Annotated in this window: 8 protein-coding genes; 2 read left to right on the top strand and 6 right to left on the bottom strand. The window is 64.3% G+C overall.

Translation table 11 applies throughout. The features are described 5' to 3' along the window. The first annotated feature begins 12 nt into the window (after window positions 1-12). Complete coding sequence (locus ACWA13_RS15075) at window positions 13-1,965, top strand: DUF2264 domain-containing protein (RefSeq protein ID WP_463934982.1); 1,953 nt, start codon at window positions 13-15, stop codon at window positions 1,963-1,965. Between the two features lie 51 nt (window positions 1,966-2,016). Here ACWA13_RS15075 and ACWA13_RS15070 read toward each other — a convergent pair whose 3' ends face one another. The 6 genes from ACWA13_RS15070 to ACWA13_RS15045 all read right to left on the bottom strand — a co-directional run bounded on the left by ACWA13_RS15070 (window position 2,017) and on the right by ACWA13_RS15045 (window position 10,383). Beyond that, entirely contained in the window at window positions 2,017-2,664 is a 648-nt protein-coding gene (locus ACWA13_RS15070; RefSeq protein WP_463934981.1) for a hypothetical protein, read from the bottom strand. Window positions 2,665-2,715: 51 nt separating this feature from the next. Next, window positions 2,716-3,369, bottom strand: a complete 654-nt coding sequence (locus ACWA13_RS15065) for a sortase domain-containing protein (protein WP_463934980.1) — start codon at window positions 3,367-3,369, stop codon at window positions 2,716-2,718. 23 nt (window positions 3,370-3,392) lie between these two features. Further along, complete coding sequence (locus ACWA13_RS15060; RefSeq protein ID WP_463934979.1) at window positions 3,393-4,163, bottom strand: hypothetical protein; 771 nt, start codon at window positions 4,161-4,163, stop codon at window positions 3,393-3,395. Between the two features lie 171 nt (window positions 4,164-4,334). Continuing rightward, on the bottom strand, window positions 4,335-5,879 hold the full coding sequence (locus tag ACWA13_RS15055; protein ID WP_463934978.1) for an MFS transporter: 1,545 nt from the start codon (window positions 5,877-5,879) through the stop codon (window positions 4,335-4,337). Beyond that, complete coding sequence (locus tag ACWA13_RS15050) at window positions 5,876-6,598, bottom strand: LppX_LprAFG lipoprotein (RefSeq protein ID WP_463934977.1); 723 nt, start codon at window positions 6,596-6,598, stop codon at window positions 5,876-5,878. Before ACWA13_RS15050 ends, ACWA13_RS15055 begins: the two co-directional genes overlap by 4 nt. Before the next feature lie 233 nt (window positions 6,599-6,831). Then, window positions 6,832-10,383, bottom strand: a complete 3,552-nt coding sequence (locus ACWA13_RS15045; protein ID WP_463934976.1) for a discoidin domain-containing protein — start codon at window positions 10,381-10,383, stop codon at window positions 6,832-6,834. A gap of 237 nt (window positions 10,384-10,620) precedes the next feature. Between ACWA13_RS15045 and ACWA13_RS15040 the strand changes: the two genes are divergently transcribed. Further along, the gene (locus ACWA13_RS15040; RefSeq protein WP_463934975.1) at window positions 10,621-11,652 is read left to right on the top strand and encodes an LLM class flavin-dependent oxidoreductase; all 1,032 of its coding nucleotides are present in this window, start codon (window positions 10,621-10,623) and stop codon (window positions 11,650-11,652) included. Window positions 11,653-11,816 lie beyond the last annotated feature (164 nt).

Genomic DNA, 11,816 nt, shown 5'->3' with positions numbered 1-11,816 from the left:
ATCTGAGGACCTATGCCAAGTACCGCTTCTTCCGTTGCCCTGAACCTGCCGCCGCTCGACTGGCACCTTTCACCCCGGACGGGACTCACCAGGGAGCACTGGTGCAGCTACGCTGACCACCTCCTGCGCTCCGCCCACCGCTATGCCTCCGGGGATCACGCGAACCTGTACCTGCCCGGCGCCAAAAGCGCCTACGGCCCCCGCAGCGACTCACTGGAAGCTTTCGCCCGGACCTTCCTGCTGGCGTCCTTCCGGATGGCGGGGAATCCCGAGTCCACGGGCTGGATCGCGCAATGGTATGCCCAGGGGCTCGACGCCGGCACCGATCCGGCCAATCCGGACCGGTGGCCCACGCCGGGCGAGCTGGCACAAGCCAAAGTGGAGGCGGCTTCCCTGGCTGTGGGGCTCGCGTTGACCAGGGACATGCTGTGGGACAAGCTTCCGCATCGGGTGCAGGAGCAGCTGATCGCGTGGTTTGAGACGGTGATCGGTGAGGAGTACCCGCCCATCAACTGGGTGTGGTTCCAGATCGTCGTCGAAACATTCCTGGCCTCTGTTGGCGGCCGGTACTCGGACGAGGACATAGACGCCGGGCTGGCGATCCATGATTCCCTGTACCGCGGCCACGGCTGGTTTGCTGATGGTCCTGAGCGGGCTTACGACCACTATGTGGGCTGGGCCTTCCAGGTGTATCCGCAGCTTTTGCAGATCATGGCTCCTGACGATCCCCGGGTCCGGGCCCGGGCGCAACTCGACGGCGACCGCCTCGCCGATTTTCTTGACGACGCCGTGCACCTCGTTGGAGCGAACGGAGCCCCGCTCATCCAGGGCCGCAGCCTGATCTACCGCTTTGCCGCCGCCGCCCCGTTCTGGGTGGGCGAGCTTTCCGGCCACTCCAGGCTGGACCCTGGCGTCAGCAGGCGCGCCGCATCAGGCATCCTGAGCTACTTCACCAGCCGCGGCTCCATCACCGACGACGGGCTTTTGTCCATCGGCTGGCATGGCGAGTTTCCAGGTATGAAACAGTCCTATTCCGGGGCGGGCTCGCCGTACTGGGCTGCCAAGGGCATGCTGGGCCTGGCCCTGCCGCCGGATCATCCCGTGTGGACTGCTGTGGAAGAGCCGCTGCCTGTGGAAACCGGGGACACGCAACGGCTGATTGCCGCTCCCGGCTGGCAGGTGAACGGAACCCTTGCCGACGGCGTCATTCGCATCCGCAATCACGGTACCGACCACGCCAACGCAGGGGTTGCCGTGGCTGACTCGCCGCTGTACGCGCGGCTGGGGTACTCCACCCACAGTTTCCCCGACCTGGAGCCGGAGTCGCTGGATAATTCCGTGGTCCTGGTGGACAGCGAGGGCAGGCTCACCCACCGCACGGGTTTTGAGTTCCTGGGTCATCGGGAGGTCGGCGGGGTGCTTGCAGGTGCCTCCCGGGGCGTCCTGAAGTGGATCGACGTTGACCCGGACGCCGGGCCCGATCACGGCAGCGGCGCGAAAGGAACGGCCACCCCGGGGCCCGAGGTTACGGTGGTCTCAGTTACCCGCGGAGCAGTGGAACTACGCCTGGTCCGGGTTGCCGGCACTGCAGGCAGCGTCGCTGGTGAAGGCAGCCTGTTGCGGATCGGTGGCTGGCCCCTTGACGCGGGCGCATCCCTTCGAAGCGAAGTCCGCGCGGTAGACGTTCAGGGGCAGGCACTGGATGACGCCGGCACCTGGGTGCGTGTGGCTCCGCACCCGATGGGGGAGGAGTTGACCATTCCGTGGGTGGGTACGTCCGCGCCTGTGACCCGTGGTGAGTATGCGGTCCTGATCGGGCTGGGCGGAGAGACCATGACTGCGGAGCTTGATAACGCGCGTCTTTCCGGCGGCCGCAGCTTTGTCTTCGCCGATGGAACCACCGTAGACCTTGACGCCTTGTGGACGAATCTGCGCCAGCTGCCCGTGGATGGGCCGGCCGCCTAAGCAGTCCCCCTTCATGGAACCGCTGTGAATGCTGTGTTTTGCCAGTGGGTGTCAGTGGTGTTCGACCCAGCAGGCGAGGATGGTGGTTGAGAGCTGGTAGGCCAGGGCGTTGCGGGTGATGCTTTCCGGTCCCAGGGTTGCAGGGAGGTCGGTGGCGTCCACGTGAAGGACGAAGCTGTCTTTTTGGAATACTGCTGACCCGTCTGTGGTCTCGTAGGCCGGGAACCCCAGGCTGGCGAGCCCTTCAATGGGCGTGGCATTTTCTGCCAGGGCCTGCATGGCGTCAAAGTAGGTCAATGCCGTGGTTTGGTCCGTGGCTTCTTTGACGGAGATTTCCAAGTCGCCTTCGTCCAGGTGGTAGGTGCAAGTGAAGGTGTTGTCGGCCCAGTTGCTGACTGTGTGGGGGGTCCCTTTCAGGTCCAGTATTGTGGTGAGCCGGTCCATGGGCTGGTCCCCGCAGACCATCTTCGCGGCATCGCTGGGCCCGTCTGCGTTCGTAAGCGGAGCGGGCGTTTCTTCGCTGTGGTGCGCGCCGCTGTGGCCGCCGGCCGTGTCAGATTGCGGTGACGCGCCCGTCGGAGCGGGAACGGTTGAGGGCGGAGCAGGCGCTGTTCCTGACGATCCGGTTGCAGCGGTGCAGCCGGTGAGCAGGAGGGCGGACATGGCCAGGGAGACCAGCAGGGTGTTGGGGCGGTTCATTCCTCGTCCGTCCTTGCCGCCGTCCGGATAAGGGGACCGGCGGCCGGGTTGTCAGGCTTTAAGTTTGGCGTAGATGACGTAGTTGTCATTGAAGAGTCCGGTGGCGGGGTCGTACCCGTCGCAGGTGATGAGACGGAGCTCGGGGCCGGGTGTGTTGCCGTAAACCTCGAAGGTGGGGAAGCTGTTCTTGCTGTAGAGGGCCCCGCGATCGACGGTGAACACGGCCGTGCTCCCATCGGTTCGGGAAACGTTGATCTCATCGCCGGTTTTGAGTTTCTGGAGGTCCGCGAAGACACCCTTGTTTCCGCCCCGGGCGTTGACGTGCCCCAGTATTATGGAGGGTCCAGGTTCGCCGGGGGTGGGGGAGCCGTGATACCAGGACGCCGGGGCGCCGCTGCCGGTGTCCTCGGGGACCTCCAATGACCCGTTCTCCCGAAGGCCCATACGCAGCAAATCAGTGCGGACATCGATTACTGGGATGCTCAGCGTGACCGGTGCAGACGCAGGCATCACAAGACCCACCGGAACCGCAGGAGTTGCTGCCGGCATGGAAGGCTGGGCGGTGCCGGCTGCTGCCGACGGCGGCGCGGGAGCAGTGGCTGGTGGCGTGCCGGTGCCGCAGCCGGTCAGTGCCAAGGCGAGCAGAAGCCCGGCTGCCGTGGTGGTCTTCAAACCTCCACGGCGGCCGGGCTTCGTGTGTGTCACTGTGTCGAACCGGTCAGCTGTGTTTAGCCGGCTGATTCTGCGCTGCGACGACGGAGAACGTAGGCGCCGCCTGCCAAAGCGATGAGGGCCAGCCCCCCGCCGATAGCGAGTGCTCCGGTATCGGTGCCGGTTTCCTGGGCGATGCCGGTTTCAGCGCCGCCGACGGGCATCTTCATCTGTCCGGCGGTCAGCGTTCCGCACAATGCCGGCGACGTGGCTGCCAGGGGCAGTTCGGGGACGAGGTCGGACTTGGCTGCCGCGCCGGCCGGGCTGAGGGTGGCCGGGTCAAGGCCATGGACAACGACGACGGCGGTCCCGGCGTCGAGGGATGCCTTGGTCTCAGCATTCAGTGGGAACGTGCGGTCAATCGTGTAAGCGGCGCCCTGACCGGCGGCCTTGATGTCCAGACCGGCTGCGGGGCTGGTGTCACCGCTGGTGGAGAGGGTGGTGAGGATGCCGCCGTAGTTGGGTGCGCCCTCGGTGGTGGAGATAACCTGGTCACCATCCTTGTCAGCCGAAGGGTCCGGGCAGGTGCCCTGCGCCCCGCCGTGGATGTGCTGGACGTGCGGGTAGGGCATGTCCATGAACGTTGCCGGCATACCCGAAACGTTCAGCACCACATGAGCCTCATCGCCGGTGACGTGAAGTTCGATGGTGGCTGCACCGGAACTGCCGTTGAGCTGGCCCAGAGTGGCCTGGTAGGACTGGTCAGCGGCCATGGCCGGCGATCCGGAAAGGGCAAGTGCGCCCAAAGCGAGGGTAGGTACGGCCATAAAGCGGAGTGACTTATTCATTGGAATATCTCCTCATACACGCGCGTGTGATGGTGACTCCCCAAGCAAGGGGCACCAGTCTTGAAGCAGACCATCCCACCGCAGACTGAGGATGTGTCCTATATCACAGTGTAGGGCCAAATGCTAAAGCGTAACCCAAAAGGTTCTCTATTTTTTATGGGGCGCCTGCGCCTACGGGGATTCTTCCGCAGCCGGCTCCTCAGCGGTCTCGTCCCGCGCACTGATCAGCAGACCAAGCACCGCGCCCGCCACACACACGATTGCCGTGACTAAGAAGATCTCCCCGTACTGCAGGGCGTACGCTTCGCGAATCCGGCCGGCCTCGGCTGCCACCCGTTCCTCAAGTGTGCCGCCCGTGCCGGCGGGCAGGCTGGCCAGATGCTGGTTGAACCGATAGAGGCCCCAGGCGCTCAGCGCCGCGATGCCGAGCAGCATGCCGATCATGCGGGAGACCACCACCGCTGCGGACGCAATCCCATGCTGGCCGGCGGGAACCACCCGGAGCGTCGCCGAGGACAGCGGGCCGATCACCAGGCCGAGACCCAGTCCGGCGATTGCGAGGTCGGTGTCCAGTGTCGGCAGGGAGAACAGTCCGAGATCATGTCGTTCCGCCAGCACGTCGACGCGCCACTTTGCGATCAGCAGATAACCCACAGCTGCTATGAGCAGGCCGGTGCAAGCGACGATCCGGTCGCCGATCCGGGTGGCCAGCCATCCGCCGAGCAGCGCCCCCACCGGCAGCGCGACGAGGAAGCGCAGCAGCAGGAGGGTGGCCTGGTTCTGGTCCTGGCCCAGAACACCCTGACCGAACAGTTCGACGTTGACCAGCGTCACCATGAGCGCGGCACCTGCAGTCATGGACGCGCCAAGCGCCGCCAGGAATGGTCCGAAATGCACTCCCGCCGGCTCCAGCAGGCGGGTGCGGGCGAACCTCTCCCAAACGAAGAACGCGACGGCGGACACCGCTGCGGCGATCAGCACTGGCATTCCCCAACTTGGCAGCACCGATTCGCCGTCGGGCTTGGGGTTGTAGAGCCCGATCACGATCAGACCCAGGGCGACGGCCAGCAGCAGACCGCCGAGCACGTCCACCTTTTGGGGAGTATCAGTTCTCTGCCGGCCTGGAACGCTGAAGTGGATCATCACCATCGCGATCGCCGCAAGCGGCACGTTGACCCAGAAAATGGCCTGCCATTGCTGGAACAGCCCAACCAGGGCGATGCCGTAGATCGGGCCGAGCACGCTGCCCAGCTCCTGGGCCGCACCGACGCCGCCGAGCACAGCTGCACGGTTGCGTGCGACCCACAGTTCGGCGGCCAAAGCCAGTGTCACCGGCAGCAGGGCCCCGCTGGCGGCGCCCTGGAGAGTGCGGCCTACCACCAGCACGGTGAGATCGGTGGACAGTGCGGTGACCACCGATCCGAGCGCGAAGCCGGCCAGGCTGGCCTGGATGAGGATTTTGCGCCCGAACCGGTCCGACGCACGGCCCAGCAAAGGCATCGCCGCGATGTAGCCCAACAGGTAGCCGGTGATGATAGGTGTAACCCGTTGAAGCTGATTCACTCCGATGCCGACGTCACGCATGATGTCGGTCATGATCGTGACGACGACGTAGGTGTCCAATGCGCCCAGCGTCACCGCGAGGCTGGCAGCGCTGATTGCGATGCGGCGGTTGATTGGCGCCCGCCCGGCGGCGAGAGGCGGGCCCTGGATCAACTTGCGGGGTTGTCGACGGTAACCGGGACGCCCCACTTGGACAGGGTCATCGTGACACTGTTACCGGAGCTGGGCTCCAACTGGATCTGCGTTAGTTCGCTGTTTTCTTCGGAGATCCAGACGGTGCCGGGCACGGGGTCAGTCGCCCCGATCTGGGGTGCAATTTTGTTGACGGCGTCCGCGGTGACGTTGCCCGTGATGCGTACAGAGTCAGCACCTTCGACGGCCTCGTTGCCGTCGATCGTGGCATCGGAGAAGTTGGCGAGCACACTAGCCAGCCCCGCGTCGGGGTCCAGGATCGTCGCGGGGTCGTAGACCTGGGAAGCCTGCCCGAAGTTGGACAGGCTGCCCCCGGACGTGATGGCGGCCCAGAGGTCGCCATCGAAGACGACAAACTCGACCCCTTTGAGCTGCTGGCCAAGGTATGTCATGTCGAGTGTGCCCTTGGCGGCGACTGCGGGATCCCGGGTGAGATCGCCCTCGATGAACTCGACCGGCAGCCCTTCGATCTCGCCCTCAACCACGAGCTTGAGATGCGCACTGGTCTGTACTTTGGTGGCCTCACTCGACTCCTGCACCAAAGCCGCGGGGTCGGGAGTATCCTCCGGCGATGGGGTAGGAGAGGGTGAGGGGGATGTGCACCCTGCAACCAGGGCGACGACGGCGATCAGAGGCGCGAAGATCGCCACAAAGCGGCTTTGCTTGGATGCACTATACATGGCCGAACTCTACATGACTGCTTCACATTGCTGAAGGCTTGCCTGACACTACCCACCATGCTGTTCTCGAACCACGCTACAGCGGCTTCGCGCCGATCCTCCGATAGCGAACTGCTTGCATGCAGAAAACTGCTCCCCGGAAGTCGGAACTGAATTTCTCAGTCCAACTTCCGGGGAGCAGTTCAGGCCCTGCCGGGGCGCTTTCTGGTTGCCGGCGCTACCTATTCGCGGTGCTACTTAGGCGAGGCGAAGTAGCTCACACATTTTCCTTCGTTCTTGAACCCCGGATCCACGTTCGTGGCCCAGCCATTGTTGAGGCAGGCGGCTTTTCCTGTCGTGAAGTTCACTGTGTATTCGCGGATGCTGCCGTTCGGCGCGGTCACGGTGACCGTTGCTACCGGGTTTTCGGCAGTTGCCTGCACCACGGACACCAAGGCGTTCGTATCCAAGGGGTAAGCGGCAACGGTAGGCCAGACCGCCGACGACGTCAGCACGGTGTAGTCGCCGGTGCCGGGCGTAAAGCCGGAGACGGACCTCTGATCCACCAGCAAACGGCCCAGATCGGCGAGGCCTGCGTCCCCCAGCCGCGTGCCCGCGATGGCTACCTCGGCCACCTTGGTGTAAGAGCCCGGAGTGGCCAGTACCACCCGGATGCCACGTGTTTGCACGGCATTGAAGGACACCTTTACCGGCGCAGCGAGGGTGGGGCCGGCGACGGTACCGGCGGAGGTATCGTGCCAGGTTCCGGCTGGATCCTGATACTGGATCTTGAGGCTCGCAGGTGCTTTCTCTGCCAGGGTCACGGTGACCGAGTCCACGGTGTAGTCCCGCCCGAACGCGTACGTGAGGCTGTCACCGCTGCGGCCTCCGCTGACCCAGTTGGACCAACGGGTGGATACGTTGCCGTCGCAGGTGTTCTTTGCAACAAACGCACCCTCCGTATAGGTTGCAGTGACTGCCGTAGCCGGATCGTCCCGGCAGATGTTGCTGCTGGGGATCCGTTCCACGATCAGGACGGTCAGCAGCGCATCCAACGGTGTGCCGCCGTCGACGCCGATGCTTGCCTTTCCCGAAACCGTGACGGTTCCGGGTGCCTGCAGTAGGGAGGCGTCCAGGCTGTTCCAGTCCCAAGTAACGGCGAGGTTGTTGCGTGCAGTGGCTGTACCCACCTGTCCGGGGACGGTGGTGGGAGCTGCTGCCTGTACGTCGGCGACGGTGGCACCCTCTCCCACTGTGACCGAAACAGGATCGGTGCCCGTGTATGTTCCAACGGTCACGGTGACCTTGGCATCGGTAAAGGACTGTCCGTAGACGTCAGTGCCGGAGCCGCTGATGGTCACGGTGCCGCGCTTATTCCACACTGCCGGATCGACACTGTCCCATTGCACCGCTACCGGGCGGCCTTCTCCGTTGGCGTACAGGGGAGTGACTGTAGGCGGCAGTACCGGGGCTACGCCAAGCGGCGTGCTCAGTTCCACCGCTTTGACGCCCTGGAGCAACAGGTCCTCGAGGTCCGTGAATCCCCAGGACTGGTGGAGGCTGCCGGTGGCGGTAGCCGTGGCGCCCGTCGAAGAGCCGAGCGAAACAGGTGCGCCGGCTGCTGTCTGGTTACCGGAGACCTGGAGGGCGATGGCAGCCGCGGCATTCACCAGCGACCATTGTTTGCCGTTTTCCGTCGTGGGAACCCACTGCGCGGAAGGATCCGCCAGCGCCTGTTCAATACTCAAGGTGCCCAATGATGCGGCACCGGCCTGGCTGGCATTCAACACGCCGCCGTTACCTTTGAGTACCCGTCCGTCTTTGTTGGTGACCACCCAGCGGCGGTCGTTGGCGTACTGATCCTTGCCCGGCACCGCGGTGAAGGTCCACAGTTGCGGGTTGACCTCAGCCGCAGAGGTTCCCGGATCCTGGATAGAGAAGGTTCCGTCTGGGCGGGCCGTGAGGTACTTCCCGCTGGCATCGCCGGTGAGGTGATAGGTGTGACCGTCCTGCACAGGCACGGCGTCCTCCGCGACCCCGCTGACGCCGTCTACCAGGAATGTCACCACTGAGGCGGCAGGAACATCCAGCGTGGCAGATTTCGCGGCCGTATCGACGGCGACGGGGGTGCCCTTAACCAGCGCGTTGCGTTCGATGTCGTCCAGCGGCGACTTCGTGGTGACCACCGGGGTGACTGTGGCGCCGGGAGCGATCGTGGCGAAGCGGCTGAGATCGACGGTGACTTTTTCCGCCGTCGGGGTGTCATTGAAGTGCACGAGTGTGGCGCCGTTGCCGTCGGCGTCCAGTGCGCTGGCCGTCTTGGCGTTGTCGTTCTGGATCAGGTAGTCACCGGGGCGGATGTAGTGCGTGAAGTTCCGCGTGGTGTTGTACTTCTGGTTGGTCAGGACCTTGCACTTGGCGGCCTCGGCGGTGGCGCCATCGTTGAGGCGGCGGTTGGAGAAGCCTTCACGGCCCTCGTAGTTGCAGTCGAAGTCAATGTAGATGGAGCCCCAGCCCTTGTTGGCTTTCTCCTGCTTGTAGGTATCCTCAACGGGCTGCCAGAACACCCAGGCGTCCGGCTCGAGCTCGCGGAGGTCGTTCACCATCCGGCCGGCAATGCCCAGGCCGTTGGTGATGTTGGAACGGTCCCAGCCGCTGGTGGAATCGCCCAGGGCCGGATTGCCGTTCCAGAAACCACCCACTTCGCTCATCCACAGGGGTTTGTCCGTGGAGGTGGCCAGGTCGCGGACGCGTCGGCGGTCGTTGGTGCCGTAGGTGTGGACGTTGAGCTGGGCAACGGCGTCCTTCGCCTGCTGGCTGTAGCCGTTCCAGTTGGTCATGAACCTGCTGGGATCAGTCTCATCCATGGCCGAGATGACGGCGTCCGTTGTGGTGCTGTCCTTGGCGAGTTCACCGGCCAGCATCTTGATGATGCGGTCCTGGGCGGCCGGGTAGATCAGCGCGCCCTCCTGCTTTTGCGTGTAGCTGGTGGGCGGCTTGCCCGTGGCCGGGTCAATGTCGGTACCCCAGTAACCGGAGTTCGGTTCATTGAACGGATCAATGGTGTCCACCGTGATGCCGCTGCCCTTTTCAAGAAGTTCGACGGCGTTCTTCATGTAGGCGGCAAACTTCCCTTCCGCCTGGGGCAGCAGGTTCTCGCCCTTGGCGGTGTTGACCTGGCCTGATACGTAGCCGCTCCTGGTCATGAACCACGGCGGGGAGTTGCTGAAGGCCTCCCAGTGGGAGATCTGGTCGTCTGCGGCGAGCCGCTCCACCCACCAGCGTTGGTTTTGGTCAGCGTCCGGGTTGTACGAGGCAGGATCATCCGGGTTCCATTGCTCCAGGAAAGCGAGCTTGTTGGCCTGGGTTTTGTCCACAGAGCCGTCCGGGTTGTACAGGTTTGAGGCTGCCTTGCCCGCCTCCGGTTCGGTGACCGGGTTCCACCAGCCTTCCACCGCGCTGCCGTCGTGAAGGTAGTCCGGCACATCAGAGGCATGGCCGCCACCTACGTTGTAGCGGGCGATGTTGAGGTTGAGCCCGTTTTCGCCAAAGACTTTTTGATAAAGCTCTTCGCGCAGCTCCGGAGCGTAGCCTGCTGTGGCATTGGCGAACCAGACGAGGCTGGTACCCCAGCCTTGAAAGGCCTCGCTGCGGCTGGCCGGATTGGGGGTGATGGTTACGGCGGTGGCTGCATCTGCAGCGTGCGCCGGGGCCGGTTGCGGCAGGAGCGCCAGACCAGCTGCAGCTGTCACCGCCGCGGCCAGGACGGCGACTGGCCGCCGGAATCCTCGATGGGAAAACGTCATTGTTATACCTCTTGGTGTTTGAGTGTGGTGACGAGCCCGGATCTGGGTGAAGCTGCTCATAGCGTTCAGCCCGGGCACTGCGAGACTATGGTCGAACCGGCTCCGGAACAAGGTAATCGAACAGGAACGACCAAAGTCGCTCACAGCCATTCATGCTCGCCCCTTTCAAACGTCGCGGCGGGAAGCTGCCGGCCTCCAGCGAAGGAATGTTGGACGGCCCCTGCGCGTTCCCCGGGGATGACACGTATTGGATTTCTCTCCTTCGGCCATTGGGGTCCTGGCCAGGGTTCACGCACCCGCACGGCAGGTGAGGCCCTCACCCAGGCGATCGAGCTAGCAGTCGCAGCCGAAGAACTGGGCATCAACGGGGCCTTCTTCCGGGTGCACCACTTCGCGCGCCAGCAGGCCTCACCCTTCCCGGTGCTGGCAGCCATCGCAGCCCGGACGAGCAAGATCGAGATGGGTACCGGCGTCGTCGACATGCGGTACGAGAACCCCCTTTATATGGCCGAGGAGGCGGCTGCAGTGGACCTGATCAGCGGCGGCAGGCTGCAGCTCGGCGTCAGCCGTGGATCACCCGAGCCCGCGCTCAACGGTGCCGAGGCCTTTGGTTACCGGCCTGCGCCCGAGCAAGGCGATGCGGACATGGCGCGGGATCATACTGCGCTGTTCCGGAAGGCCATCAGTGGGGCAGGGGTGGCGCCAGCGGATCCCAGGTATGCCGGCACCTCCGGCCTGTTGCCCGTGCAGCCGCAGTCGCCCGGACTGTCTGAGCGGATCTGGTGGGGCGCCGGCACCAGGAAAACGGCAATCTGGGCCGCAGAGCAGGGCCTAAATCTCATGAGCTCAACCCTGTTGACGGAGGATACGGGGGTGCCGTTCGATGAACTGCAGGCCGAACAGATTGACTTGTTCCGGGCCGCCTGGGCTGCCGCCGGCCATGACCACACCCCTCAGGTATCGGTAAGCCGCAGCGTACTGCCCATTGTGGACGAGGAAGACCGCCGGTACTTTGGCGGCTCAGAGCTGCGGGACGGCCGGGACCAGGTAGGCGCCATCGACGGGTCCATTGCCAGGTTCGGGAAAAGCTACGTCGGCTCCCCGGAACTCCTGGCCCAACAACTCAGCCAGGACGCAGCGGTCAGGGCCGCCGACCTCGTGATGTTGACGGTCCCGAACCAGCTGGGCCTGGACTTCAATGCCAAGCTGCTGGGCAACGTCACCAGGCACATTGCGCCGGCCATCGGCTGGACGGCGCCCGCAATGTAGAGGACGCGGAGCCTGTAGCCGGCTACAGGATTGGCTTCGGGGGAACCAACACGTCACAATGTCCGTTGGGGGTATTAACGGCTTGGGGGAAAATTACTAGGTCATAAATGGTCCACCCCGGGGCCATATGACGAAAGCAGGACAAATGACCCAAGCCCATTTAG

This window comes from Pseudarthrobacter sp. TRD_SC_9 (assembly GCF_055361265.1).
Note: the sequence above shows the minus strand (reverse complement) of the source record. Positions and strands in the feature narration are given on the sequence as shown.

Bases quoted from the DNA above. Each gene is read 5' to 3' on its own strand.
- ACWA13_RS15060 (WP_463934979.1), bottom strand. From the start codon at position 4,163: ATGAATAAGTCACTCCGCTTTATGGCCGTACCTACCCTCGCTTTGGGC.
- ACWA13_RS15045 (WP_463934976.1), bottom strand. From the start codon at position 10,383: ATGACGTTTTCCCATCGAGGATTCCGGCGGCCAGTCGCCGTCCTGGCC.
- ACWA13_RS15070 (WP_463934981.1), bottom strand. From the start codon at position 2,664: ATGAACCGCCCCAACACCCTGCTGGTCTCCCTGGCCATGTCCGCCCTC.
- ACWA13_RS15040 (WP_463934975.1), top strand. From the start codon at position 10,621: ATGACACGTATTGGATTTCTCTCCTTCGGCCATTGGGGTCCTGGCCAG.
- ACWA13_RS15075 (WP_463934982.1), top strand. From the start codon at position 13: ATGCCAAGTACCGCTTCTTCCGTTGCCCTGAACCTGCCGCCGCTCGAC.
- ACWA13_RS15050 (WP_463934977.1), bottom strand. From the start codon at position 6,598: ATGTATAGTGCATCCAAGCAAAGCCGCTTTGTGGCGATCTTCGCGCCT.